The sequence below is a fragment of the Actinomycetospora aurantiaca genome, from assembly GCF_037401875.1.
In the GTDB taxonomy this organism is placed as follows: Bacteria; Actinomycetota; Actinomycetes; order Mycobacteriales; family Pseudonocardiaceae; genus Actinomycetospora; species Actinomycetospora aurantiaca.
This window is the reverse complement of record NZ_JBBEGN010000010.1, coordinates 130,751-156,433: the sequence shown is the minus strand read 5'-3', so window position 1 is coordinate 156,433 and position 25,683 is coordinate 130,751. Positions and strand designations below refer to the sequence as shown.

The window sequence follows — 25,683 nt, the reverse complement described above, 5'->3', positions numbered from 1 at the left end:
GTGTCCGACCTCCTGCTCGGTCTCCGGCTCTACGCCCGCGGCGCGGGCATGGTCCTGCGCTCGCCGCGGCTCCTGCGCCTCGGCGCGCTGCCCGCGGTGGTGACGGCGCTGCTCTACGCGGCCGCCCTGGTGGTGCTCGTCCGGTTCTCCGACGACCTGGTCGGTCTGCTCACCGGGTTCGCCGCGGACTGGTCCCCGGGCGCGCGGGGGGTGGCCGAGGTCGTCGTCGGGATCGCCGTGCTGGGGGCCGTCGGTCTGGTGGCGGTGCTGACGTTCGTGGCGGTGACCCTGGCGATCGGCGGGCCGTTCTACGAGAAGCTCTCCGAGATCGTCGACGACACGGTGGGGACGGTGCCCTCCGGGCCGGACCGGTCGTGGGCCGTGGCGCTGCTGCGCGGTGCCCGGGACGGGCTGGCGCTGGTGGCGATGTCGGTGCTGGTCGCAATCCCGCTGTTCGCCGCAGGGTTCCTGCCCGTGGTGGGCCAGACGGTGGTGCCGGTGGTCGCCGCGCTGGTGGGCGGGCGGCTGCTGGTCCTGGAGCTGACCGCTCCGGCCCTCGAGCGGCGCGGGATCGGCTTCGCGGCCCGACGGCGGGTCGTGCGTTCCCGGCGCCTGCTGGGCTGGGCCGTGGGGGTGCCGACCTACCTGCTGTGCCTCGTCCCGCTCGTCGGCATCGTCGCGATCCCGGTCGGGGCGGCCGCCGCGACGCTGGTGGCGCGGGAGATGCGCGGCGAGCCGACCGGTCTGCCGCCCACCCGCCCCGCGCGAGGGGAACCCTCACGCCACTAGAGCGAGGGATCCTTCCCCTCACGGTCGGCGGCGGCGAGCAGCTCGTCCATGACCCGCTCCTCGTCGACGGCCCGCCCGTGCTCGGTCATGACGCGCTGCAGGTCGGGGTCCCAGGGCGTCCGCGGCACCGGGTCGGTGAACCGCCGCAGCCCGGGGGTCACGGCGGCGAGGTAGTCGGGCGCGGTCATGTGCCACGGGACGACACCCAGTGCGGTGAGCCGAGCGGTGATCGCGACACCCGCCGGGTCCAGGTCGCCGTGGTGGCGGACCTCGGCGCCGGCGTCGAGCAGGGCGCGGATCAGGGTGAGCGGCGCCGTCGTCGGGTTGCCGAGGGTGCACAGCATCGGCACCGACAGCCGGCGCTGGACGGCGGCCTCGAGCAGACGCGGGTTCTCGACACCGAGCACGACCGTGCCGGGCGGGACCTCGACCCGTAGGTCCCGGAGGGTCAGCGTCGAGAGGTGGCTGGGCGCGCCGGCCGCGGTGGCGGCCCGGACGGCCGCCGGGACGCCGTCGCCGAGCAGGGGCAGGGCCCAGGTCAGCACCGGCGTCGCCACGAGGTCGCCGGGCAGGCCGGCCTCCTCCCACACGGCCGGGTCGTCCCAGTGGCCCCGTTCCGCCCGCAGGGCGAGAGCCTGGCCGACGAGCCGCCGCTGCGGTGTCCCCCGGTCCAGCGCGTGCGCCCCGTCCAGCACCCGCGCCGCCACCTCGGCCCGGCTGCGCAGCCCCGGCTCGCCGGCCGCGGCGAGCACGCGCGCGACCGTGTCGACGGCCGCCCGCGCCGAGCCGCCGTCGGGAAGGCCCGAGCGGACCGCCGCGATCCAGGCGGAGACCCACGGTCCGTCACCGAGTGCGTCCCGCGCGGCCTCGGCGAGCGCCTCGTCGCGACCCGAGCGCCGGTCGCGGTCGGCGTCGCGGGCCTCGCGTCGGCCCGTCGGTGGACAGCCCGCGGCCGTGAGCAGCGCGAGCAGGTCGGTGCCGTGGCGGTCGAGCGCGCGATCCAGCTGGGCGAGGTCCAGACGGCGGGTCGAGCGGCCCGGCACCAGGTCCCGGAGGCGGGCACGGACGGTCGGCGGGAGTCCGTCGGGGAGCGGGACCCAGCCCCGGTCGTGCAGGCCGCGCCGGTCGAGCGTCGCCGCGACGTGCTGCCAGAGCGGGACGAACTCGGGCTGGAGCAGGACGGGCGGGATCGGCACGAGCGCCTATCGCTCGGGAGTGGCGAGGATGCGGAAGAGCATGGTGTTCACGTCCGTGAGGACCTGGACGTCGACGTGACGGACGAGAGTCTGCAGCCGCGACTTGCGGAGGCTGCTGATCAGCCCCGGGGCCGCCCAACCGTCGCCGACGTCGATCCCGAAGCCGGCGTCGGGCTCGGAGCCGAACACCGGAACGATCACGACGGTCGGCTCGCTGCGGATCTCGTTGTAGACCGTCGACGAGATCACCAGGACCCGCACGCCCGCGTCGGTGTCCCAGAGATCCCCGCGGCGGGCGGCCGGCGGCGACGTGGTCATCGACCGGCGAGCTCGTCGAGATTCCCGTCGGCCCAGGCTTCGGCCCTGCGAACGTGCTCAGGACGGCTGACGAGCCACTCCTCGTGGGCGGCGCATCGACGCCGCATGTCCTCGCCGTCCACGAGGGACTCGATCCAGGCGTTCATCGACTGCGCGTCGCTCTCCGCGTACCGACGGACCATCTCGTAGACCTCGTCGGGGAGCCGGAGCGTGATCGTGCGCGCCATCGGTGCATGCTAGCAGGAGATGCTGTCACGAGATGCGTCTCACCAGCGGCGCCCCTGCCGTGCGTGCTCGTCCGCGACGCGCTCCCCGAGGGCCTCGATCCCCCCACGGATCATGCGCCCGTACCCGTCGTCCGGAAGAGCGCCCGTCGAGGCCCGCGCCCGCTCGAGGTGGTGGACGGCGCTCGGCAGGTCCCCGGCGCGGAGGTAGGCGTCCCCCAGGTTGAGGTGCAGCGACGGGTACATGGCCGCGACGTCGACCGGGGTCTCGTGGTCGGGCGGGATCGCGTCGGCCGCGTCGAGCGCCCGGAGGTCCCACCGGATCTCGTCGGCGACCTCCGGCTCCAGGTCGGCGGCGTAGTGGGCCAGCGCGCACCGGCGGAACGGGTCGGCCTGCACCGCCGGGTCGTGCCACAGCTGCGTCAGCCGGCGCCGTGCCTCGGCGGCCTCCCCGGCGTGTCCCTGCTCGACCGCGGCACCGATCTCCCCCATCACGTCCATGCCGTGCACGGTAGGACCACCCCCCGACACTCACCCTCCACCGACCGCCCGCCCGAGGAGCTCCCGGGCGGCGGTGAACGCCTCGCGCAGCTCGACCGGCTCGACCCGGCCCATCTCCGCGCCGAACGTCAGGTAGAGCCCGGCGAGCCCGGACCACGACCACGCCCCCATGGTGAGCCGGCAGCTCGTCGTCGTAACCGCCTCGACGACCGCTCCGCCGGGCGCGAACTCGGCGACGACCGCCGCGGGCAGGGCGAGGTCGACGTGGCCGAGGCAGGGCCACGGCGCGGGCCGGTCGCCGCGGTCGGGGGTGTGCCGGACGAACTCGACCGGCCCGCCCTCGGGCAGGGGTCGTTCGGCGAAGCCGGAGCCCGTGGGCGGGTGCAGCGTGACCCGGTCCAGCCGGAGGACCCGCCAGCGGCCCGCCCACAGGTCGAAGGCCACGAGGTACCAGCGCGCCGCCCACACCACGAGGTGGTGCGGCTCGACGCGCACGGCCTCGTCGTCGACGTCGAGACGGAGCACCTGCCGTCGGCGGACGGCCGCCCCGACCTCGCGCACCAGCCCCGCCGCGATCGGCTCGGCCGGGAACTCCCACTGGTTGACGACCGGGGTCACGGGCAGCTCGGCGTCGCCCCGGAGCCGGCGGGGCATGACCTGCCGGAGGGTCGAGAGGGCCCGCCGCGCGGACTCCTCGATGCCCAGCAGCGCCGTCGAGGCCGTCTGCAGCGCCACGACCACGGCGACGACCTGGTCCTCGTCGAGCACGACCGGCGGCAGGGCGCCGCCGGGACCGAGCCGGTAGCCCCCGCCGACCCCCTTGACCGGGTCGACGGCATAGCCCATCTCCCGCAGCACCTCGACGTCGCGGCGCAGCGTGCGCTCGGACACCTCCAGCCGCGCGCACAGCTCCGCGCCCGACCGGGTGCGCCCGGTGCCCAGCAGCGACAGCAGCCGGAGGGTCCGCGCCGAGGTGGTGGCCACGGTCCGGAGTCTCCCGGAGAACCGGTCATCCGGCGGCCGGTACGGCGGGCACGGTGCCGACATGACCACGCTCGAGGGCTCGCTGATCGACCACCTGAACCTGCCCGTGACCGACCTCGACGCCGCGATCGCGTTCCACACGGCCGCGCTCGCGCCGCTCGGGATCGTGAGCCTCCTGCACGTCCTGCCCGACCCGCCGTCGGGACAGAAGGCCATGCACGCCTTCGGCGTCGGCGCGAAGCCGTTCTTCTGGGTGATCGAGGCCAGGCGACGGGTCACCTACGACGACGACACCCACCTCGCGTTCACGGCCACCGACCGGGACGTGGTCGCCGCGTTCTCCGCCGCTGCGGTGGACGCCGGGGCCACGGTGCTGCGCGGGCCGGGCGTGTGCCCGGAGTACCACCCGGACTACTACGGCGCCTTCGTCCGCTCCCCGGACGGCGTCAACCTGGAGGCGGTGTGCCACCGGGCGCCGTGACCGCTACAGCAACGTCGGCTGCTCCTCGGCGTCCTCTCCCTCGACCACCGTGACGTCGGGGGTGTAGCGCGCCGCGGGCGGCAGCACCCGGACCGCGCCGTCGCCCTCGAGCGCCACCAGCCGCATCGAGACCAGCAGCCCCAGCACGTCGGCGGCGAAGCGGTCGCGGTCGGCCAGGGCCGCCTTGGACCAGTACCGGCCGTGCTCCGCGACCAGCTCGTCGAGCACCTCGCGCACCGACGTCCACGGGATCGGTTCCGGGTCCTCGGCGGGCCGGAACTGGTACACGAGCTCGCTGACCAGCAGCAACGCGGCGTGTGGCACGGTGCCGCCGGTCGGGAAGGCGATGTCGGAGCACCCGCCGTCGACGTCGAGGGCCGCGAGTCCCTCGGCGCGGGCCTCCACGACCAGGCCGGTGCGCGCCTCGATCCGCCGGCCCTCGTCCCCGGCGCGACGGCGCAGCTCGGCGAACCGGGGCGGGTCGAGGTCCGCGGCCAGGACCACCGGGTCCTCGACCAGCCGGCGCCGTGCCGCCGTCGCCGCCGACCCGCGCTCCCGGGCCCGGTCGACCAGCTCGTCCGGGGTCTCCGCGCCCACGACCGCCCCCGTCGGCAGCAGCGCCATCCGGTCCTGGCGCACCTCCAGCAGCGCGTCGGCGTCCGCGTCGTGCTCGTAGAGGGCGATCCCCCGGTCCAGCTCGCGCAGCATCCCCTGCGCGATCAGCCAGCGCAGCGCCGTGACGAGAGCCCGCCGCGACGCCGCGTCGGTGTCCAGCACGACACCCGCCTCCGCCGCGGCGGAGTGCACGGCGTTGACGAGGTCGCGCAGGCTCGTGCGGTCCGGCCCGGACGTCGTCGCCGCCAGGACCAGCGCCAACGCCGTGTACTCGGCCGAGGTAAACGGCCGCGGCGACGCCGAGGACGTGCGCAGCGGCCGGTCGGTGGGCACGTGCCCGGTCTTGACCAGCCGGGCGGTGTCCGCGGTGACGACGAGCCGGTAGTTCAGTTCCTGGGTGAACCACGCGTCGAGCGCGTCGGCGTGCCGGCGGATCGTCGCGACGAGGTCGGGGTCCGACTCGGCGGTCCGCCACGGGCGGGCGAGCAGCGCCCGCGTCGCCGCGACGAGCTCGCCGTCGCGCTGCGGGTCGGTCACGACGACGGCTCCACCGTCAGCGCCAGGCCCTCCACGCGCAGGGCACCGGCGTGGGTGGGCACCGTCGTGGCCGCGCCCGGGACGCGGCGGACCTCGCAGCGCACGCCGTCCAGCACCACGCTCCCCGTTCCCGACGACGGGTCCGGCCCCAGGTCCGCGACGGCGCGGGTGAGCACCCGCTGCAGCTCGCGCAGCGCCGGTTCGGACAGCCGGGCCGCGAACCCGTCCGCGCCCGCCTCGAGCAGTTCCGCGCGCGCCGCCGCGGCCCGCTTCTCGACCTCCGCCTTGCGCGCGAGCAGGTGGCGGCGCTCCTGCGTGCGGTCCTGCACCCGGGAGGTGCGGCCGCGGCTGGTCGTGTCGCCGCGCTCGCGCAGCGACACCGGCACCGTCGCCACCGGCGCGTCCCACCAGGAGACGGTCGGGTCGACGGGGTCGGTGTCGTCGCTCCCCGCCACGCCGAGGTGCCGCGCCCCGTAGAGCCCGAACGCGGCCGCGGCCAGCTCGTGGGCCCGGGGCGCGGAGGCGTGCGCGAAGAACCCGGCGAGCCGCAGGAAGTCCACCCGCCGCGAGGAGCCCGCCGTCCCGGTGCGGGAGAGGCGGGTGAGGTTCTGGGTCAGGGTGCGGACGGCGTCGACCGCGTCCCGCTCCAGCGTCTGCACCCGGCTCGGCCGGCCCGTCGTGGAGACGAACCACGACGCGAGGTTCTCCCAGTCCGCGGTCGCCGCGCCGGGCTCGCGGCGGACCCGCACCGACGACAGGCCGGCGGCGGCCACCCGGGCCGCGAGGCCGTCCGCGGCGCGCTCCACGATGGTCCCGACGGCGGGTGCGAGGTCGGTGAGCAGCGCGGCGATCGGGCGCGCCGCGCGGTGCAGCGTCTCCAGCCGTTCGCCGACGTAGCCGACGAGCACCTCGGAGAAGAAGGCGAACTCGTCCTCGTCGAGGTCGAACCGGGACTGCCACTGGTTGATGGCGGCGAAGAACTGGGTGATCTCGGCCGAGAAGGCGACGTGCGGGTCGAACACCGCGCGGACCGCCTCCGCGAGCCGGCCGGGCGGGGCGGTCGCGGCGTCGAGCCGGGCGAGCTCCTCCAGCGCGGTCCGCAGCTGGTCGAGCCGGCCCAGCGAGACGTCGCGCACGTCGTCGACCTGCGCCAGGACGCCCTCGACCAGGTCGTGCACCTCCTGGCCGACCCGGGTGATCAGGTAGCGGTCGCGGCGGCGGTAGTAGTAGTCCTCCACCGTCCCGACCTGCCCGACCGAGGCGGACACCTCGAGGTTGCCCCACGTCCGCAGCTGGTCGAGGCGGATCTTGACGGTGGCCTCGTCCAGGTCGTGGCCGGCCTCGGTCAGCCGGGCGGTGACCTCGCCGGGGCTCAGCTCGGCGAAGAACGTGCCCGCGAACACCGCCAGGATCCAGCGGTACTCCGGGGACTCGGTGACGTAGGAGAAGACGACCGGCCGGATCGTGCTGCTCACGCTAGGCACCCGTCCCCCGGGTCGAGCTCCGCTCCGCTGCGTCTCCCACCGACAGCTCGTGGCCGTTCCACCGGTAGTGCACCAGCGCGATCGCCCGCAGCTCCGGGTCACGCAGCACCTCGGTGATCGCGAGCTCGGGCACGTTCGGGTGGGTGCCCCAGAGCCGCTCGGAGGTGACGACGAAGTCCACGTCGAGGTCGACGAGCAGCCCGAAGAGCTTCGCGTGGTTGTCCTCGGAGACCTTCGCGAACGCGTCGTCGAGGAGCACCAGCCGGGGCGCGCCGACCCCGTGCGGGTCGTGGGCGGCGGCGCTCGCGGCGGCGGCGCTGGCCATCGGCAGCACCGTCACCAGCTTCTTCTCGCCCTCGGAGAGCGTGGTGCGCCGGGTCAGGAGCTCGTCGGAACGGCCGGGCCGCCGCAGGTAGATCCGCATCTCGTGCCACGTGCGGTAGTCCAGGACGTCGCCGATCACCGACCGGTAGGACGCCTCCGGGTCCGCCGTCCGGGCCTGCTCGACGAGGCGGCGCACGGCCTCGCGGACCTGGTCGTCCTCCTCGGGCGTGCGCAGGTCCGGGTGCTTGCCGAGCAGCGCCAGCGCGGTCGCGGTCTCGGGTTCGAGGTCGCCGCGCGGGCGCCACTGCAGCCGCACGCCGATGCCCTGGCTGGAGGTGACGCCGCGCAGGATGCGGTTCATCCGCTCCACCAGCTCGCCGGCCGCGAACAGCGCGTCCGCCACCTCGCGGGCGATCCGGCCGTGCAGCAGGTTGCGCAGCGCCTGGTCCTGCTGGGCGGAGAGCAGGCTCGTCGCCCGCCGCCGTTGAACCGCGACGCGGTGCACCATCTGCGCGAGCACCGCACGCGTCGGCCCGGTGACGTGCACCGCCAGCGGGGCACCGTCGGCGCCGCGACGGGACTCGATGTCCCAACCCGACGCCAGCCGGTCCCGGGTCTCGCGCAGTGCCTTCTCCAGCGCGTCCTCGGTGACCGGACGACGGGGCGCCGCGAGCCGGGTGCGCAGCGCGTCGACCAGCTCCGCGGCGCCGTCGACGGTGTCCGGGGTGACGGGGACGGGCCCCTCGGACCAGTCCGCTGCGCCGTCCGCGCCCTCGCCGTCCGGCACGAGCGGGCCGTTCGTCACGGTAGAAGGTGACGAGCCGCCCGTTCGTGTGGAATCGGTGGGTCCGGATCCGTCCGGCCGCTCCGGCCGCTCCGCCGCGGCCAGCAGCCCCGGCACCTCCAGCGCGTCGACCAGGCGGGCCCGCCCACCGAGGGCCGCCTTCTCCCGCTCGGTGAGCGTCTCGCGGGCGGACTCCACGCGGAGCTCGGCCTCGCGGACGGCGACGGTCGCGGTCGTCTGCTCCTCGCGGGCGGACTCCAGCCGGGCGGCGGTCCCCCGCAGGTGCGCGTCGAGCTCCGAGACCCGGGCGGCCACCTTGGCGGGCTCCTCGCCGAGCGCCGACTCGGCGGTCTCCAGCTCGGTGCGCACCGACGCCGCGTGCCCGGCGGCCGCGCGGTGGTCGGCGACGGCGCCCGCCAGGTCGGCGACCTCCCGCTCCCAGCCCGCGACGGCCTCCCGCCACGCGCGGACGCTGCGCCGGACCCGCTCACCCGCCGAGTCCACGGCGGCCAGCGCCCGCTCGGCGTCCGTGACGGCCTCGAGCAGGCCCTCGAGACGCGCGGGGTCGGTCGGCAGGCCCGCCTCGGACGCCTCCTGCTGCAGCCGGGCGGTCGCGTCGTCCGCCCGACGGCGCGCCTCGGCCGCCGCCGCCGCCCGCTCGGCCGCCCGCCCCTGCGCCTCCTGCGCGTAGCGCGCGGCGCCGGTGGCGGCGACCACCGCGTCGTCGACGGTGCGGGTGCCCGGCAGCTCGCGGACCAGACGGCGCAGCGCCTCCGCGTGCTCGTCGAGCGCCTCCGCCACCGTCCGGGCGGCCGCGAGCCGGGCCGCGGCGTCGGCCACCCGGGCGGCCAGCTCGGCCAGCCGGCGCGCCCGGGCCTGCTCCCGCGCGCCGGCGCCGACGTACTCGGCGGCCGGCTTGGTGTGCCGCCCCCGCAGCGGGCCCGCACCGAAGGACCCGTCGTCGGCCACCCAGAGCGCCGCCCCGCCCGGCGCCGTGCCCACCGCGGCCAGCACCCCCGCGACGACCTCGACCGGCACCGCGCCCGTGTCCACCGGGACGAGCCGGGCGCCGAGGCCGGCCGAGGAGGCCGGCCCCGCCGTCACGAGCAGCTCGCCCGCCGCGCCGCGGACCTCCCCGTCGCGCGAGACCCGTGCCGCGAGCAGTCCGGAGGCCTCGAGCGCCGCCTCGAGCCCCGCGCGGGCGTCGTCGTCCAGGTCGTCGGCGAAGTCGACGAGGGAGGCGAAGAGCTCGGCGTCGTCGACCTCCGGGTCGGCGCGCCACGAACCGCGCGGCAGCGGCAGCTCCGCGGCGGCCTCGACCCGGGCGTGCTCGGCGCGCAGCGCGCCCAGCTCGTCGTCGATCTCCCCGACCCCGGCCGACGCCCGGCTGCGCGCCGCCGCCAGGACGCCCGAGGCGTCGTCGGCCTCCCGCCGTGCGGCGCCGACGAGGGCGTCCGCGCGGGCGCGCAGGTCGTCGACCGCGTCCGGCTCCTCCTCCGTCGCTCCGACCGGGAGCCAGCCCGCGGCGCCGCCGGGCTCCGCGGGCGGCACCGCCGCGAGGTGCTCGGCGAACCGGGTCCGCCACGCCGCGACCGCCTCGACGTGCTCGTCGGCCGCGACCCGCGCGGCCCGCCGGGCGACGTCGGCCTGCTCGGCGGCCTCGGCGGCCCGCTCGGCCGACTCCGCGGACTCCGCCTCCGCGCGCTCGGCCCCCGTGCTCTCCCGGTCCGCCGCCGCGGCGCGCTCCCGCAGCTCCCGGACCCGCGTGCGGTGGGCGCGCAGGTCGTCCCCGACACCGACCAGCGCCGTGGGGAGGTCGGCGCCCGGGTCGTCGGCGCCGTCCAGCACGTCGACCGACGTGCCGCTCGCGGTGTCGTCGCGCAGTTCGGTGGCCAGGGTCGGCGGGTCGGGCAACCGCACGGGGGCGGACGCGCCCCGGGCCGCCGTCGCGACCCCGCGCAGGTGCTCGGCCACCCCGGCGAGGTCGGACTCGACCTGCCCCTTCGCGCCGGTCGCGCTCCCGGCGGCCGCCGTCACGCGGGTGAGCGCCCGGCCGCGGACGGCGTCGAGGGTGCCCGCGGCCTCGTCCGCCCGGGCCAGCTCGTCGCGACGGCGGACGAGGTCGGCGTGCGCGGAGTACTCCGGCAGGTTCACGAGGCCCTGCCGCTCGGAGGTCGCGCGGGCGTGCTCGTCGCTCAGCTCGCCGACCACGCGGACGGCGTCGTCGCGGGCCGTGACGGAGCGCTGCGCGGCGGCGCGGTCCCGCTCCACGCGCCTCCCGGCGGTCCGGGCAGCGTCGACGGCGGAGGCGGCGCCCTCCACCGCGGTCATGAGCACGCGGCGGGCGTAGTCGGTGTAGACCTCGACGACCCCGTCGAGCGCCTCCGCCGTCGCCGCCAGGTCGGTGACGTTGCGGCGGTGGTCCTCCAGGTCCTCGAGCGGCTGCGCGGCGTCGTTCACCGCGTCCTCCGGCACCGGGGGCAGGGCCTCGCGCAGGGTGCGCGGCAGGTCGGTGTCGATCCGGTCGCCGACGCGCGGATTCCGCACCTGGTGGAGCAGCCGGAAGTACGCCGTCGGGTCGGTGCCGCCGAAGAAGCGCCGGGCCACCTCGGCGCGGTACTCCGCGGTGGAGGAGAACACCTGCCCGCGGGTGCCGAGCTCGGCCCGCAGCGCCTCGACCGAGAACGGCACGTCGGCCTCGGTGAGGCGGAAGTCGATCCGTGCCCGCCGGTCGGTGGAGAACCACCAGGTGGTGACGCGGTCGGTGGACCGGTTCGCCCGGATGCCGCACCCCACGGTGCGGTACTCGTCCCCTCGCACGAACTCGATCCACAGGTAGCCGGTGCGCTGGGTGTCGTCGTTGTCCGAGAGCATCCAGGAGCGCAGCACCCCGCGCTGCTCGCCGGCCGCGTCGATCTTGCGGACGTCGGCCTCGAGCAGGAACGGCAGGAGCATGTTCATCGCCGTCGACTTGCCCGAGCCGTTGACCCCGCGCAGCAGCAGGCGGCCGCCGCCGAAGTCCAGCACCTCGTCCTGGTACTGGTAGACGTTCAGGATCCCGGCGCGCGACGGCTGCCACCTGGCTGGGGAATCCACCCGGAGGAGGGTACGGAACCGTCCTCAGGAGGCCGCGAAGGGCGACGGGTCGGCGTACGCCGCGAGGGTCTGACGGGCGGCGTCGGCGAAGCGGTGGTCCGCCCCGGCCGCCCCCACGGCGCGGTGCCACACCAGCGCCCGCGCGACGACGGCGGCCCGGCAGGCCAGCGTGCAGGTGGCCACCAGCTCGGCGTGCGGAGCGAGGTCGGAGAACACGTCGAGGTAGGCGTCGCGCACCCGGCGCACCACGGCGTCGTCTGGATCGAGCCCGAGCCTCCGGGCCAGTCCGCCCAGGCCGACGAGCATGCTCGCGAACGGGTGCGCGACGACGGCGTCGCCCCAGTCGTAGAACCGGCCGGAGCGCAACACGTTGTCGGCGTGCAGGTCCTGGTGGTCGACGGTGGCGAGGTCCGCGGCCGGGGCGGTGGACAGCGCCCGGGCCCAGCCGGCGACGGCGGCCCGGCAGGCCCCGCCGTCGGGAAGGCCCGTCGCGGCCACGGCCTCGGCGCACCGCGCGTCGAGGGCGCCCGGCGAGGCGTCCGGCAGCCCGAGCGCGACCAGCTCCGCGCGGTGCGGCGCCATGGCCCGCTGCAGTCGGCCGTACGCCGCGAACGCGTCCGCGAGATCGCCGGGGAGCCGCTCGGGTGGGCGATCGGCGAGCGTGGGCCCGCCGTCGGGAAGGAGGAGCAGGCCGCGGCCCTCGTCGAGGGCGAGAGGGACGAGGACCGCCTCGGGCACCGTCGCGGCGAGCAGCCGGTAGAGGCCGACCTCGGGCCGGGTCGCGGGCGTGGTGACCTTCAGCCACACCGGTCCGCCGTCGGCCGGCAGCCGCAGGACCGAGGCCCACGGCCGCTCCCGCGCCTCGACCGGACCCGTGAGGGTCACCTGGCCGGTCGCCCACGCCAGCTCCGCGGCGAAGCGCTCGTCGACCCCACCCATCGGACACCTCCCGCCGCCCCGGGAGGGATCATGCCCGGGTGCTCGTCGTGCTCCCACCCTCCGAGACGAAGGCGGCCGGGGGTCGCGGGAAGCCGCTGGACCTCGGCGCACTGTCGTTCCCGGCGCTGAACCCGGTGCGCGCCGAGCTCGTCGACGCGCTGGTCGCCCTCGCCGACGACGTCCCGGCGGCCCGCGCGGCCCTCGGGGTCAGCGAGCGCCAGGACGACGAGATCGAGCGCGACGCCGCCCTGCGCACCTCCCGGACGACGCCGGCGCTCTCCCGCTACACCGGTGTGCTCTACGACGCCCTGGACGCGCGGTCCCTGACGACGGGTGCCCGCCGCCGGATCGCGGTGTGCTCGGCCCTGTTCGGCCTCGTCATGGGCACCGACCCCATCCCGGCCTACCGCCTGTCCGCCGACTCCACGCTCCCCGGGCGCGGCGGGCTGCGCACCGTGTGGCGCCCGGTGCTGGGGCCGGTCCTGGCCGGGCTCGACGAGCACGTGGTCGACCTGCGTTCCGGCGGCTACATGGCGCTGGCGCCCGCGCCCGGCGCGACCACGCTCGACGTCGTCTCCGAGGCCGACGACGGGTCGCGGAGCACGGTCAGCCACGCGAACAAGTCGTTCAAGGGGCGTGCGGCCCGGCTGCTCGCCTCGACCCGACGTCGCCCGAAGGACACCGGCGGCGTGCTCGCCGTCCTCGCGGACGCCGGGCTGCGGGTGGAGCAGGCGGGCGAGACGTCCCTGCTGCTCGTCGTCCCGCGCTGACGGTGCACCTCCGGTGCCAGCAATGCGTCACTGCTTGCACCCAGTGCCAGGAAAGGCGGCACCGTCGCGGACGGCTCCCCTAGGGTGGCCCGCCGTGGACAGCCTCGCGCGGGTGGACGACTGGCCGGTCGAGCACGTGGCGATCGCCGTGATCACCGCCGACGGGGTCGCCGCCCACGGACCCACCGACCGCCGCTTCCGGCTCGCCTCGGTGACCAAGCCCCTCGTCGCGGTCGCCGCCTGGCTCGCCGTCGAGGAGGAGGCGATCACCCTCGACGAGGCCGCAGGCCCGGAAGCATCGACCGTCCGCCACCTGCTCGCCCACACGTCCGGCCTGGCGTTCAACGAGCACAAGGTCATGGCCGAGCCCGGGACGCGCCGGCTGTACTCGTCGGCGGGGTTCGAGGTGCTGGCCGACCACGTCACCGCGCGCACCGGCATCGACTTCCCCGACTACCTCCACGACGCCGTCTGCGCGCCGCTCGGGATGTCCTCGACGACCCTCGACGGGTCGGCCGGGCACGGCGCGACCTCGACCGTCGACGACCTGGTGCTCCTCGCCCGCGAGCTGCTCACCCCGTCCCTGCTGGCACCCGAGACGCTCGCCGAGGCGACCTCGGTGCAGTTCCCCGGTCTGGCCGGGGTGCTGCCCGGGCTCGGCTACCAGAAGCCCAACGACTGGGGGCTGGGCGTCGAGCTGCGCGGCCACAAGTCGCCGCACTGGACCGGCGCGGACAGCTCGCCGTCGACCTTCGGCCACTTCGGGCAGTCCGGGACGTTCCTGTGGGTCGACCCGGACGTCGGCGCCGCGTGCGTCGCGCTCACCGACCGCGACTTCGGGGACTGGGCGAAGGAGGCCTGGCCCGCGTTCACCGACGCGGTGCTGGCCGAGCTCCGTTCCTGACGGTGCCGCCTTTCCTGGCACTGGGTGCAAGCAGTGACGCATTGCTTGCACCGACTCAGACCAACCGCTCCCGCAACGCGCCCACCGCGTCGTCCACGACGGCGCGGGCCGCGTCGTAGCCGAACGGCTGGTTGGACAGGACGGCGACGACGAAGCGGCCCTGCGGGTCGAGGACGCCCGCGGTGTGCAGGTCGATCGAGCTCTGGAGGCAGCACAGCCAGCCCTGCTTCGCCGCGGCGCCGCGCTGGTCGGGCGCGAGCAGGCCGAAACCCTGGTCGAAGCCGTCCGAGGCGGTGGTGGGCGCGGCCGACATGGCGCCGAGCACCAGGTCGCGGTCGGCGGGGCCCATCGCCTCCAGCACGTGGCGGAAGACCGTGGTCATGTCGCGGGCGGAGAGCTGCACCTCGCCCCACTGCGACGGGTCGTCGGGCACGGCGGTGTCCTGCAGGTCGAGCCGCTCGACGACCCGGGTGATCCCGGCCTGCCCGCCGAAGCGGGTCCACAGCGCGTTCATCGACGGGTCGTCGCTCGGGCCCAGCGCGGCCCGGACGAGCCGACGGTCGCCGGCGGTCACCGTGACACGGCCCTCGGCGCCCCGGTCCAGCAGGTCGATCGCGGTGAGCAGCTTGGACAGCGACGCCGAGTTCATCGCGTCGTCGGCCTCGTCGTTGAGCGCCAGGGCCCCGGTGGCCCGGTCGAGCACCGCGATCCCGACGTCGGCGCCCCGTCGGGTGACGGTCGCGTCCGCGGCCTCGACCGCGGCCTGCGCCGGGGAGGGGGCGGGCGCAGCGGCGGTCGGTGCCGGGGCGGCGGGGGCGGCGGGAGCCGCCACGGGCGTGGGCGCGGGGGCGACCTGCTCGGTCTCCACCTGCGGGTCGAGCAGGCCGAGCAGGAACGGGCTCCCGACGACGAGCACGGCGACGACGGCCGCGGCCAGCAGCACACCGCGCGAGCGCCGGAACCCGGGTGTGCGCGACGGCGCGAGCAGCCCCCGCCGCGGGCGCGCAGCGCGGCGCCCGGCCTGGCGGGACCGCGCTCGAGTCACGGTCCGATGATGCCCGTGCCGCGATCCGGTCCGCGTCGCGGTCGACGAGGAACGTGAGGGATCGGACAGCAGGGTCATCGGCGTCGCTCAGGCGGCGCTGCGCAGGTCGGACACGACCCGCTCGGTGACCGCACGCTGCACGGCCCACTGGCGGTTCGGTCGGGTCTTGGTGGTCAGGCGCAGCGTCATGCCGGTCTCGGTGACCGACTGCACCCCCAGCACCCTCGGTGGTTCGAGCACGTCGTGGGCGTGGCCGGCCCCGACCGCCTCGCGGGCCGCCGCGGCCGCGACCCGGCCCGCCTGCTCGACGTCGGTCCCGAGGTCGAGCGGGACGTCGACGACCGCGACCGCGTGGTCCTGCGAGGCGTTGCCGACGCGCTCGATGGTGCCGTTGCGGACGTACCAGACGACCCCGGCGTCGTCGCGGACCGACGTCGTCCGCAGCCCGACCCGCTCGATCGTCCCGACGGCGTCGCCGAGGTCGACGTGGTCGCCGACCCCGTACTGGTCCTCGAGCAGCATGAAGATCCCGGAGAGGAAGTCCCGGACCAGGTTCTGCGCCCCGAAGCCGATCGCGAGGCCGAGTACCCCGGCCGACGCCAGGACCGGCGCGAGGTTCACCCCGAACCGCGAGAGCACCATCATGAAGGCGGTCCCGAGGACGAGGATGCTCGCGGCCGACTGCAGCACCGACGCGACCGTGCGGGCGCGCTGGGCACGGCGCGCGGACCCGAACGCCTCGATTCGCGCGGCGTCGCTCGTCCCGCGACGCCGACGCACCAGGGAGAGCAGGCCGGGGACGCCGGCCCCGGTCGCGACGTGGGCGATGACGCGGTTCACGACGAGCCGCACGAGGGCGGCGACCGCGACGATCACGACCACCGAGAACAGGACCGAGATCGTCGAGTCGGCGTCGCGGGAGAGCCACGCCACCCCGGTCCAGGAGTAGACGCGGGCGCACCAGGAGCCGGCGTCGGCGACGCAGTCCGGAGCGGGGATTCCGGGGGCCTGGGCGAGCACTGATCACCTCGGCGTGCAGATCGGGGAGCTTCGGGAGCTGACGTGCAGGCCCCGCCACGGTGCCGGACCACCGCGCGCGCACGAACACCGGGGGTGACCCGGCGTGGTCGGTGGGTGGGCGGGCCCCGACTCGGGTAGTGATTCGGACATGTCGGCCCCCCGCACCAGCTCGCCCCTGCTCGTGGGGGGCGCCGTCGCCGTCGCCGTGCCCGGCGTCGTGATGAGCCTCGGCGGGCTGTCCCTGACCCCACCCGTCGACGCCCTGATCTACGGCCTCGCGATCGTCGGGGCCGCCTTCCTGCTCTCGTGGGCGGCCGAGGCGGCGCAGGTGGACATCTCCGCCGGTCTCGCGATCGCGCTGCTCGCCCTCGTCGCGGTGCTGCCCGAGTACGCCGTGGACTTCGTCTTCACGATCCAGGGCGGCAACGCCTACGCCGAGTTCGGTCCGACCTGCCTGCCACCGGGCTCGACCGAGCAGTCCCCCTGCGGGCTCGCCCTGGCGAACATGACCGGGGCCAACCGGATCCTGGTCGGCGTCGGGTGGGCGCTCGTCGTGCTGCTGGCCGCGATCCGGCTGCGGACCTCCGCCGGGCGCTCCGGGGAGCTCGGCGACGGCGGGACGAATCACCGCGAGGGCCACGCCACCCGGGTCACGCTCAGCCGCACGGACTCGGTGCCGCTGATGTTCCTGCTGCTCGCCACCCTCTACTCGCTGACCCTGCCGCTGCGGGTCAGCATCACGTTCGTCGACCTGGTGGTGCTCGTCGGCATCTTCGTCGCCTACAGCATCCGGGTCGCGCGGGCCCCCGCCGAGGACCCGGACCTCATCGGGCCGTCGGCGTGGATCGGGGAGAAGGCCACCACGCCGCGGCGCACCTGGTACATCGGGCTGTTCGTCCTCGCCGCGGCGATCATCATCGCGTGCGCGGAGCACTTCGCGGACGCGCTGGTCGAGACCGGCACCGAGCTCGGCATCAGCCAGTTCTTCCTGGTGCAGTGGCTCGCCCCGCTGGCCTCCGAGGCGCCCGAGCTGCTGGTCGCCGGCCTCTACGCCTGGCGGCTGAAGACGACGGACGCGCTCGCCACCCTCGTCTCGTCCAAGGTCAACCAGTGGTCGCTGCTCGTGGGCACGCTGCCGCTGGTCTTCGCGCTCGCGGCCGGCTCGTTCAACGGCCTGCCGATCGACGTCGACCAGCGCGAGGAGCTGCTGCTCACCGCCGCCCAGTCGCTGTTCGCGGTGGCCCTGCTGGTGACGCTGTCGATCTCGGTGAAGGGCGCCCTGGCCCTGCTGGGTCTGTTCGTCGCCCAGTTCCTGCTCGCGGCGTTCCTGCCCGCGGCGCTGCAGGAGACCGAGCTGCTGATCCTCTCGGCGGTCTACGTCGTCCTGGCGGTCGTCCTCTTCGTGCGGCAGCGGAAGGCCCTGGTGACGCTGTTCCGCGACGGCCTGCGCACCCCCTACTCCGAGCTCACGAAGGAGAACGCGTGACGAAGCTGGCCGTGATGTGGGTGCACGGCGTCGAGATCGCGGACTCCCGCTTCGCGGACACCTCGATCGCCCTGCTGCGCGAGGAGTTCACCCGCATCGCCGGGGTGGACGCCGACGACGCCCTCGCGCTGCACACGGCGTTCTGGGCCCCGGAGTACGAGCGGCGCCAGGACACCCTGCTGCGCCGCATGGGCGGCGCCCGCGCCGAGGGGGTGTTCGACCTGCTCGACTCGCTCGGCGGCGCCGCCGACCGCGGGTCGGTCGGCGCGCTGCTCGGGCTGGTCGCGTCCGGCCTCGTCCGCAGCCTGCCGGGCACCCCGGACTTCCACTTCCCGACGCTGCGGTGGCTGATCGTGCACTACCTCGGCGACGCGATCAGCTACCAGGCGGGCGCGGTGGACCGGACGCTGTACGACGGCGTCCACCGGCACCTCGCGCAGTGCCTGCACGACCTCGCGGGCGAGGCGGGGACCGATGCCCCGTTGTGCGTGCTGGCCCACTCGCTCGGCACCGTGGTGGCGAGCAACTTCTTCTACGACCTGCAGGTCGCGGGCGGCCTGCACACCTCCGGCTCGGCGGGGGTCTCCCCGGAGGTGGCCGCCGAGCTGGACGACACCCCGCTCGAGCGGGGCGAGACGCTCGGGTGGTTCCACACCCTCGGCTCGCCGCTGGCGCTGTTCGCCCAGCGCCACCCCGACTTCGGGACGCCGCTCACGGTGCCCCACCCGGCGCTCGCGCGGCGCCACCCGCGGGTGGGCGGCGAGTGGATCAACGTCTGGGACCCCGACGACGTCATCTCCTCGCCGCTGCGCCCCCTCAACGACGCCTACGGCGACGCGGTGGCCGAGGACCGGACCGTGCACGTCGCCCCGTGGTGGCTCGGCTGGACCCCGCTGGCGCACCCGTTCTACTGGAACGACGTCCGGGTGATCCGCCCGATCGCGACCCAGCTCGCGATGGCGTGGCACCGGATGCAGGACGACGCCGCGCCCCGCTCCGTCACGGCCGGGTAACGCCCCACCCGTCATCGTCGATCTTCCGTACGCCCTCCGCCGCCGACGCCCGGGAGTCCTCGCCCATGCCGCGCCCACCGACCCCTCGCGAGCCGGGCCGGGTGTCGGTGCAGGTGGCGCGACCCGGGGGCACGACGGGCGACGGCGGGGTGCCGACGAGAGGCCGGCACCGCAGCCCCGACGCGGCCGACGGGGCCCCGGTCCTCGCGGCGGCCTCGCTGGTCGGCCCGCCGCGGCACCGGCGGGCCCGGCCCGGGTCCGCCGACGACGCCGCGGCCGGGCCCGGTGGCCTGCCGGCGCGCTCGCTCGCCCGCGTGGAGGCGGCCCGCGAGGCCGCGTCCCGGACCACCTCGGAGCGTCCGGGCGCGCCGGCCCCGACGAGCCCGACGAGCCCGACGAGCCCGACGAGCCCGACGAGCAAGACGGAGCCGCCCACCGCGCCGGCCGCCCCGACGGCGCCCGTGGTGGCCGCCGCACCGGTCGACGACGAGCCGGCCGAGGAGGCGCTGACCGACCTGGTCGCCCGCCCCGGTCGCAACACGTTGCCCGACGGCCCGGGGACCGGCCCCGCACCGGCCGTCGTCGGGCTGGTGGTCTCGGTCGTCGCCCTCGTCGCGACGCTCGTCACCGCGGTCGCCGCCACCCACGGCGGGACGCACGTGACGCTGCTCGTCGAACTCGGCCTCGCGGTGCTCGGGACGGCGACCGCCGCCCTCGGCCTCGGCCGTCAACGGCAGCGCCGGTCGCTCGCCGCGACCGGCGTGGTCGTGGGGATCGCCGCGGCCGCCGCGGGGGTCCTCCCGCTGCTCACCCTCTGAGCCCGGCGATCTTGCCGCGGAGCAGGTCCCGTTCCCGCTCGTTGCCGCAGCGCGCGACCGCGAGCTCCAGGGCCTCCCGCGCCTCGACGGGGCGCCCGAGGCGGGTGAGCAGTTCACCGCGCACGCTCGGCAGCAGGTGCGAGCCCGCGAGCTCGGCCGAGTCCGCGAGACCGTCGACGATCGGCAGGGCGGCGGCCGGGTCCTGCGCCATCGAGACCGCCACCGCGCGGTTGAGCTCGACCACCGGCGAGGGCGCGAGCCGCCCGAGGGCCTCGTAGAGCAGCACGATGCGCTGCCAGTCGGTGGCCTCGACCGACGGGGCCGTCGCGTGGCAGGCCGCGATGGCGGCCTGCAGGCCGTAGGCGCCGAGGCCCCGTCCGGTTTCCTGGGCCCGGTCGAGCGCGGCGCGCCCGCGACCGATCGCGGCGGCGTCCCAGCGCCGTCGGTCCTGGTCGGCGAGCAGCACGGGCTCGCCGTCGGGCCCGGTCCGTGCCGGGAAGCGCGCGGCGGTGAGCTCGAGCAGCGCGAGCAGGCCGTGGACCTCGGCGTGGTCGGAGACCAGGCGGGCCAGGACCCGGGCGAGACGCCGGGCCTCCGCCGCGAGGTCGAGGCGGATGAGGTCGTCGCCGGAGCTCGCGGACGACCCCTCGGTGAAGATCAGATAGATGACGTGGAGCACCGAGGACAGGCGCTCGCCGCGCTCGGCGGCCGGCGGCACCCCGAACGGCACCCCGGCCGCCCCGAGCGTCTTCTTCGCGCGGGTGATCCTCGCTTGCACCGTCGCGGTGGGCACGAGGAACGCCCGGGCGATCTCGTCGCTGGTGAGGCCACCGACCACCCGCAGGGTCAGCGCCACCCGGGCCTCCCGCGAGAGCACCGGGTGGCACGACACGAAGATCAGCGCCAGGACGTCGTCGTCGATCCGGTCGGGGTCGAAGAGGAGCTCGTCCGCCCCGCCGTCGACCGTGCCCGGCGCGGCGCCGCCCTCGCCCAGCTCGTGGGCGAGGGCGGCGTAGCGCTCGTCGCGTCCGGCGCGGCGTCGGAACGCGTCGATCGCGCGCCGCCGCCCGACCGTGAGCAGCCACGCCCCGGGCTCCCGGGGCACCCCCTCGCGGGGCCACGTCACGAGCGCCTCCGCCAGCGCCTCCTGCGCGACGTCCTCGGCGAGCGCGAAGTCGCCGGTGTAGCGGGCGAGCGCGCCGACGATGCGCGGGGACTCGATGCGCCACACGGCGGCGACGGCCTCCCGCCCCGACCGCCCGGTCCCGACGCTCAGAGCTGGCCCGTCGCCTCGCGCCACGCCCGCTCCTTCTGGATCCACACGTTGTCCTGCGGGAACTCGTCGATCGACGAGACGCGGCGGATCTCGGTCTTGAAGCCCGGCCCGGTGCCCGGCGCGCGCGTCGCCCACGCGACGGCCTCCTCGCGGGAGGCGACGTTGAGCAGGTAGAAGCCGCCGAAGAGCTCCTTGGTCTCCCCGTAGGGGCCGTCGGTGACCACCGGGGGCTCCGAGCCGTGGTCGACGACGACGGTCTCGGCCGGGTCCTCGAGGCCCTCGGCGGCGAGCAGCACCCCGGCCCGGAGCATCTCCTCCTGGAACCGGCCCATCTTCTCGAGCATCTCGTCCATGCTCACGTCGGCCATCGCGGCGTACGCCTCGTCGGTGGCGCGCATGATCAGCATGTACTTCATGGCGGTGTCTCCCTGCCTCGTGCGGGTCCCCGGCGGACCCTGACACCCCCAGGTCGAGCGGCCCGCCCCGGGATCGACACGGCGCCGGAGATTCTTCTCCGACGCCGTGTCGGGCGGGAGGGACCGCCCGCTACGCGGACGCCTTCGCCCGCGCCCGCTCCACCTGCGCCTTGCGGTCCTCGCTCGCCCGGCGGGTGAGCTCGGCGCCCGCCTCCGGGTCGCGCGTGAGGTTCTCGCCGCTCTGCGGGTCGAACACGTGGATCTTGCGGGTGTCGAACCAGAACTCGGACTCGCCGCCCTCCCGGATGCGCGAGGTCGAGTCGATGGACACGATCGCCTGGGTGCGCAGCTGGTCGCCGTCGAGCTCCTGGGCCAGCTCCTTGAGCTTCGCCGCCGCCGCCGGCGACGACTCGTAGGGCAGGTAGGCGTACTGCGAGTCGCCGAGCCACTCGGTCACGTCGACCTGCGCGGTGAACCGGGCGCCCTTCTCGAGGAGCGCCTCGTCGACCAGCGACGCGTCCTCGAAGAACTCCGGCCGGGCCCCGACCAGCACGAGGTCGCGGTCGCCGACCTTCGCCGCCCGCGTCTCGTCCAGCTGGATCGACCCGAACGGCGTGTCCAGCTTCCCGCCGGAGGCCGACGCCGGCAGGAAGTTCATCGGCGGCGAGCCGATGAAGCCGGCGACGAAGAGGTTCGCGGGCTGTTCGTAGAGCTCCCGGGGGGACGCGACCTGCTGGATGATGCCCTTCTTGAGCACGCAGACGCGGTCGCCGAGGGTCATCGCCTCGGTCTGGTCGTGGGTGACGTAGACCGTGGTGATCCCGAGCCGGCGCTGCAGGCGGGCGATCTCGGCGCGCATCTGGCCGCGGAGCTTGGCGTCGAGGTTGGACAGCGGCTCGTCGAAGAGGAACGCGTCCGCCTGCCGCACGATCGCCCGGCCCATCGCGACGCGCTGGCGCTGGCCGCCGGAGAGGTTCGCGGGCTTGCGCTGCAGGTGCTCGTGGAGCTCGAGGATGTTCGCGGACTCCTCGACCTTGCGCCGCACCTCGTCGTCGGGGACCTTCGCCAGCCGCAGCGGGAAGGCGATGTTCTCGTACACCGACAGGTGCGGGTAGAGCGCGTAGTTCTGGAACACCATCGACAGGTTCCGGTCGCGCGGTGCCTTGTCGTTGACGCGCGTCCCGCCGATGACCATGTCGCCGGAGGTGATGTCCTCCAGCCCGACGATCATCCGCAGCAGCGTCGACTTCCCGCACCCCGACGGCCCGACGAGGATCATGAACTCCCCGTCGGCGATGTCCAGCGACACGTCGTTCACGGCGGGGAAGCCGTCGCCGTAGCGCTTGACGATGTGGCTCATCTCGATCGCGGCCATTGGTTATCCCTTCACGGCGCCGTTGGTCAGACCGGCGACGATGCGCCGTTGGAAGATCAGGACGAGGACGACCACGGGGATCGTCACGATGACCGCCGCGGCCGCGATCGGCCCGGTGGGCGACTCGAACTGCGAGGCACCCGTGAACAGGCCCAGCGCGGCCGGCACCGGCCGGGACGCGCTCGTCGAGGTCAGCGAGATGCCGTAGACGAAGTCGTTCCAGGCCAGGAAGAACGCGATGATCGCGGTGGTGAACACCCCGGGCGCCGCGAGCGGCACGATGACCTTGCGGAACGCCTGCCACGGCGTCGCCCCGTCGACCTGCGCCGCCTGCTCCATCTCCCACGGGATCTCGCGGAAGAACGCCGACAGCGTCCAGATCGAGATCGGCAGCGTCAGCGACAGGTACGGCAGGATCAGCCCGAGCCAGGTGTCGTAGAGCCCGATCTCGCGCCACAGGTTGAACAGCGGCGTGACGATCGAGATCACCGGGAAGATCGCGACGGCGAGTGCGGTCGACAGGATGAGCTTCTTCCCCCGGAAGTCGAGCCGTGCGATCGCGTACGCCGCGAACATCGCGAGCAGGCAGGCGAGCGCCGTCGCGATCAGGCAGATCCCGAACGAGTTGCGCAGCGCCGGCAGGAACAGCTCCGCCGCGTCCCCGGTGAGGATGGTGTCGTAGTTCTCCGACGTCGCGGTCGTGGGCAGGAACTGGCCGTTCGAGATGTCCGAGGACGACTTGAACGACAGCGAGACGATCCAGGCGATGGGGAACAGGCAGTACACGACGATCAGCAGGCCGCCGATCCCCCAGCCGATCTTCTCCCGTGTGGACATCGCGCTCACTCCCCTCGGGCCTGGGACAGGTCGACCTTGAAGCCCTTGACGAACAGGGCGCAGATCAGGACGACCGAGATGAACAACAGCACCGACACCGCCGACCCGAGCCCGATCTCCAGGCGCGCGATCGTCTGGCGGTAGGCCAGGAACGAGAGCACCTCGGTGCCGTTCGCGCCCGCCGTCATGACGTACACCGAGTCGAAGACGCGGAAGGCGTCCAGGGTGCGGAACAGCAGCGCGACCATGATCGCGGCCTTCATGTTCGGGATCGTCACCTTGCGCATCCGCTGCCACCAGGTGGCGCCGTCGACCTTGGCGGCCTCCTGGAGCACCTCCGGGACCTGGGCGAGGCCCGCGAGCAGCAGCAGCGAGATGAAGGGCGTGGTCTTCCAGATCTCGGCGAGACAGATCACGAAGATCGCCGAGCCCGGGCTGCCGAACCAGTCGGTGTCCGAGGCGAGCCCGAGGAAGGAGAACCACGAGTTGACGAAGCCGGAGTCCGGCGCGAACGCGAACTGCCACGCGAACGCCGAGACCACCGTGATGACGGCGTAGGGGATGAGGATCGCGGCGCGCAGGATCGGACGCAGTGCCTTGAGCGCCTGCACCATCACCAGCGCGAGGGCGAACCCCAGGACGAGCTCGACCGCCACCGTCACCACCGTGATCAGCACGGTGACGCCGAACGCGTCCCACCAGACCGGGTCGGTGAGGATCACGCCGTAGTTCGACAGCCCGGTGAACGAGCGGTTCGCCGGGTCTGTGAGGCGGTAGTCGAACAGCGACTCGTAGAACGCCTGCAGGATCGGGTAGGCGGTGACGAGCAGCATCACCGCGAAGGCCGGTCCGGCGAGGATCCAGGCGAGGCGGGCCTCGGAGCGCGACTTGTCGCTCGCCGCGTGCTTCGGGGCCGACGGGGCGGCTGGTCGGTCGACGGTGGTCGTCACAGCAGCCTGTCCTTCCGCAGCACGCCGAGGATCAGGTCCTGTGCCGCCTGGTTGGTCGGACCGGGGACGATCGCCTCCGGCGGGTGGAACGTGCGCTGCAGACCGCCGGACACCTCGGCGTAGTACGCGGTCTGCGGGCGCGGCTTGGCCTGGGTCAGCGACTGCAGGATCACCGGCGCCATCGGGTACTTCGCGAGGACGGCCGGGTCGGAGTAGCTGGCGTAGCGCGCCGACGGGTTGCCGTTGCTCTCGAAGTAGTAGGCGGTGTTCTGCGCGCTCGTGATGCAGCCGGTGGCGTCGTAGGCGAGATCGGGGTGCAGGCTCGCGTGCCCGACGCCGAGGTTGATCCCGCCGTACGGCGGCGCGGACGGCAGGTCGGGCCGGGTCTGCGGGAAGAGCGCCCAGCCGTAGTCCGGCGGCACGTTCGGCTGGACCGACCCGTCCTCCACCGCGCTGGTCACCTTCGACCACACGAAGGGCCAGTTGACCATGAACGCGGCCTCGCCGTTCTGCAGCGACTCGGAGTTGGTGTCCTCGTCGCTGGTCGAGAAGGCGGGCACCGCCGCCGGGGAGGTCGCGAGCTTGCGCATGATGCGGGCGGCGTCCACCGCGGGCGGGTCGAGCAGGCCGAGCTGGACGAGCTTGGGGTTCGCCTCGCCCGGGTTCGTGATGATCTGTCCCCCGCCGGAGCGGATGAGGGCGTTGGTCCACACCATGAGCGACTCGGCGCGCCGGCCCTGGGCGGCGACCTTCGTGCCCTTCGCGGCGGCGGCGTCGATGATCTGGTCCCAGGTCACCGGCCGGGACAGGTCGAGGCCCATGTCCGCGACCAGCGACTTGCGGTACCAGAGCAGCTGCGTGTTGGCCCAGAACGGGACCGTCACGAGCTGACCCTGCCAGGACGCGCCCTCGATGGCCGAGGGGACGACGTCGGCGGTCGCGCGCGCGGCCACGGACGGCGGCATCGGGGCGAGGAAGCCCGCCTCGGCGAACTCCGGGATGTAGGGCGGGTCGAGGCTCATGATGTCGATCGACGAGTCGTTGGCCGCCAACCGCCGCACGAGCTCCTGGCGCTGGTCGGAGGACTCGCGCGGGAGCGTCGAGGTCACGATCCGATAGCGCCCGCCCGCGGCGTCGGTGCAGCGCTGTGCGATCTCCGCCTGCCCGCCGTCGTCCGGGTTGATGTACCAGGTCAGGGTGGGCGGACCGGCCGGCCCGCTCGCACACCCGCCCAGCAGGGCCAGCACGGACGCGACCAGCACGGCCGCGGCCGCCCCGGATCGTCTCCGCCGCCACCGTTGGAGGCGCATCACCGTCTCTCCTCGCAGCCGTCGTCCCGCCGTCGTGAAAGCGCTTGCGGTCGAACTTTGGTGACCCAGGTCTCAGGTGTCAAGGGCCCATACGGCACACGGGACCCCTTCCGTCACCCCGTGCACCGGGCCCGGCGCACAGGGCGATGAGCATGATGATCGATCCGGAAGCGCTTGCGGGGCCCTCTAGG

General features: G+C 75.0%; 24 protein-coding genes. 7 read left to right on the top strand and 17 right to left on the bottom strand.

Going from position 1 to position 25,683, the window contains the following annotated elements:
• Positions 1-789: an EI24 domain-containing protein gene (locus WCD74_RS20035; protein WP_337696637.1), complete on the top strand. Its 789-nt coding sequence runs from the start codon at positions 1-3 to the stop codon at positions 787-789.
• Here WCD74_RS20035 and WCD74_RS20030 read toward each other — a convergent pair.
• The 5 genes from WCD74_RS20030 to WCD74_RS20010 are packed head-to-tail and all read right to left on the bottom strand — an operon-like array spanning position 786 to position 4,012.
• A complete protein-coding gene (locus WCD74_RS20030) occupies positions 786-1,985 on the bottom strand; it encodes a DUF2399 domain-containing protein (RefSeq protein WP_337696636.1) in 1,200 nt (399 codons plus the stop codon). The genes WCD74_RS20035 and WCD74_RS20030 overlap by 4 nt on opposite strands.
• Positions 1,986-1,991: 6 nt before the next feature.
• The gene (locus tag WCD74_RS20025; protein WP_337696635.1) at positions 1,992-2,303 is read right to left on the bottom strand and encodes a type II toxin-antitoxin system PemK/MazF family toxin; all 312 of its coding nucleotides are present in this window, start codon (positions 2,301-2,303) and stop codon (positions 1,992-1,994) included.
• Positions 2,300-2,530, bottom strand: coding sequence for an Arc family DNA-binding protein (locus WCD74_RS20020; RefSeq protein WP_337696634.1), 231 nt, complete (start codon positions 2,528-2,530; stop codon positions 2,300-2,302). Before WCD74_RS20020 ends, WCD74_RS20025 begins: the two co-directional genes overlap by 4 nt.
• 39 nt (positions 2,531-2,569) lie before the next feature.
• Complete coding sequence (locus WCD74_RS20015; RefSeq protein ID WP_337696633.1) at positions 2,570-3,028, bottom strand: hypothetical protein; 459 nt, start codon at positions 3,026-3,028, stop codon at positions 2,570-2,572.
• A gap of 30 nt (positions 3,029-3,058) precedes the next feature.
• Positions 3,059-4,012: a helix-turn-helix transcriptional regulator gene (locus WCD74_RS20010; protein ID WP_337696632.1), complete on the bottom strand. Its 954-nt coding sequence runs from the start codon at positions 4,010-4,012 to the stop codon at positions 3,059-3,061.
• Between the two features lie 61 nt (positions 4,013-4,073).
• On the opposite strand from WCD74_RS20010, the gene WCD74_RS20005 reads away from it, so the two are divergent.
• A complete protein-coding gene (locus tag WCD74_RS20005; RefSeq protein ID WP_337696631.1) occupies positions 4,074-4,493 on the top strand; it encodes a VOC family protein in 420 nt (139 codons plus the stop codon).
• A gap of 3 nt (positions 4,494-4,496) precedes the next feature.
• Here the strand turns inward: WCD74_RS20005 and WCD74_RS20000 are convergent, their stop codons facing one another.
• From WCD74_RS20000 to WCD74_RS19985, 4 genes are read right to left on the bottom strand one after another with little or no spacing between them, the layout of a single operon-like run.
• The gene (locus WCD74_RS20000; protein ID WP_337696630.1) at positions 4,497-5,645 is read right to left on the bottom strand and encodes a TIGR02678 family protein; all 1,149 of its coding nucleotides are present in this window, start codon (positions 5,643-5,645) and stop codon (positions 4,497-4,499) included.
• Positions 5,642-7,120, bottom strand: coding sequence for a TIGR02677 family protein (locus WCD74_RS19995; RefSeq protein ID WP_337696629.1), 1,479 nt, complete (start codon positions 7,118-7,120; stop codon positions 5,642-5,644). The genes WCD74_RS20000 and WCD74_RS19995 overlap by 4 nt, the downstream gene beginning before the upstream one ends.
• 1 nt (position 7,121) lies before the next feature.
• On the bottom strand, positions 7,122-11,333 hold the full coding sequence (locus WCD74_RS19990) for an SbcC/MukB-like Walker B domain-containing protein (RefSeq protein WP_337696628.1): 4,212 nt from the start codon (positions 11,331-11,333) through the stop codon (positions 7,122-7,124).
• Positions 11,334-11,357: 24 nt separating this feature from the next.
• Positions 11,358-12,272 carry an aminoglycoside phosphotransferase family protein gene (locus tag WCD74_RS19985; RefSeq protein WP_337696627.1) on the bottom strand — a complete coding sequence of 305 codons (915 nt, stop codon included), beginning with the start codon at positions 12,270-12,272 and terminating at the stop codon, positions 11,358-11,360.
• A 38-nt stretch (positions 12,273-12,310) separates the two neighbouring features.
• Between WCD74_RS19985 and WCD74_RS19980 the strand changes: the two genes are divergently transcribed.
• Both WCD74_RS19980 and WCD74_RS19975 read left to right on the top strand, forming a co-directional pair.
• Entirely contained in the window at positions 12,311-13,042 is a 732-nt protein-coding gene (locus WCD74_RS19980) for a YaaA family protein (protein WP_337696626.1), read from the top strand.
• Between the two features lie 94 nt (positions 13,043-13,136).
• Positions 13,137-13,946 (top strand): serine hydrolase domain-containing protein, encoded by an 810-nt coding sequence (locus WCD74_RS19975; protein ID WP_337696625.1) that lies wholly within the window; start codon positions 13,137-13,139, stop codon positions 13,944-13,946.
• A 55-nt stretch (positions 13,947-14,001) separates the two neighbouring features.
• Here the strand turns inward: WCD74_RS19975 and WCD74_RS19970 are convergent, their stop codons facing one another.
• Complete coding sequence (locus WCD74_RS19970; RefSeq protein ID WP_337696624.1) at positions 14,002-14,991, bottom strand: serine hydrolase; 990 nt, start codon at positions 14,989-14,991, stop codon at positions 14,002-14,004.
• A gap of 87 nt (positions 14,992-15,078) precedes the next feature.
• Entirely contained in the window at positions 15,079-16,011 is a 933-nt protein-coding gene (locus WCD74_RS19965; RefSeq protein ID WP_337696623.1) for a mechanosensitive ion channel family protein, read from the bottom strand.
• Between the two features lie 148 nt (positions 16,012-16,159).
• On the opposite strand from WCD74_RS19965, the gene WCD74_RS19960 reads away from it, so the two are divergent.
• The 3 genes from WCD74_RS19960 to WCD74_RS19950 all read left to right on the top strand — a co-directional run bounded on the left by WCD74_RS19960 (position 16,160) and on the right by WCD74_RS19950 (position 19,328).
• Entirely contained in the window at positions 16,160-17,497 is a 1,338-nt protein-coding gene (locus tag WCD74_RS19960) for a sodium/calcium exchanger protein (RefSeq protein ID WP_337696622.1), read from the top strand.
• Positions 17,494-18,510, top strand: coding sequence for a hypothetical protein (locus WCD74_RS19955; protein ID WP_337696621.1), 1,017 nt, complete (start codon positions 17,494-17,496; stop codon positions 18,508-18,510). Before WCD74_RS19960 ends, WCD74_RS19955 begins: the two co-directional genes overlap by 4 nt.
• A gap of 65 nt (positions 18,511-18,575) precedes the next feature.
• A complete protein-coding gene (locus WCD74_RS19950; protein ID WP_337696620.1) occupies positions 18,576-19,328 on the top strand; it encodes a hypothetical protein in 753 nt (250 codons plus the stop codon).
• On the opposite strand, the gene WCD74_RS19945 is transcribed toward WCD74_RS19950, so the two are convergent.
• The 6 genes from WCD74_RS19945 to WCD74_RS19920 form a co-directional block, all read right to left on the bottom strand.
• Positions 19,318-20,604, bottom strand: a complete 1,287-nt coding sequence (locus tag WCD74_RS19945) for an RNA polymerase sigma factor (protein WP_373696104.1) — start codon at positions 20,602-20,604, stop codon at positions 19,318-19,320. The two genes, WCD74_RS19950 and WCD74_RS19945, sit on opposite strands and share 11 nt — an antisense overlap.
• Positions 20,601-21,020: a YciI family protein gene (locus WCD74_RS19940; RefSeq protein ID WP_337696618.1), complete on the bottom strand. Its 420-nt coding sequence runs from the start codon at positions 21,018-21,020 to the stop codon at positions 20,601-20,603. Before WCD74_RS19940 ends, WCD74_RS19945 begins: the two co-directional genes overlap by 4 nt.
• A 130-nt stretch (positions 21,021-21,150) precedes the next feature.
• Positions 21,151-22,395 carry an ABC transporter ATP-binding protein gene (locus WCD74_RS19935; protein ID WP_337696617.1) on the bottom strand — a complete coding sequence of 415 codons (1,245 nt, stop codon included), beginning with the start codon at positions 22,393-22,395 and terminating at the stop codon, positions 21,151-21,153.
• A 3-nt stretch (positions 22,396-22,398) separates the two neighbouring features.
• Complete coding sequence (locus WCD74_RS19930; protein ID WP_337696616.1) at positions 22,399-23,232, bottom strand: carbohydrate ABC transporter permease; 834 nt, start codon at positions 23,230-23,232, stop codon at positions 22,399-22,401.
• Between the two features lie 5 nt (positions 23,233-23,237).
• Positions 23,238-24,182, bottom strand: a complete 945-nt coding sequence (locus WCD74_RS19925) for a carbohydrate ABC transporter permease (protein ID WP_337696615.1) — start codon at positions 24,180-24,182, stop codon at positions 23,238-23,240.
• On the bottom strand, positions 24,179-25,492 hold the full coding sequence (locus tag WCD74_RS19920) for an extracellular solute-binding protein (protein WP_337696675.1): 1,314 nt from the start codon (positions 25,490-25,492) through the stop codon (positions 24,179-24,181). Before WCD74_RS19920 ends, WCD74_RS19925 begins: the two co-directional genes overlap by 4 nt.
• Positions 25,493-25,683: the final 191 nt, after the last annotated feature.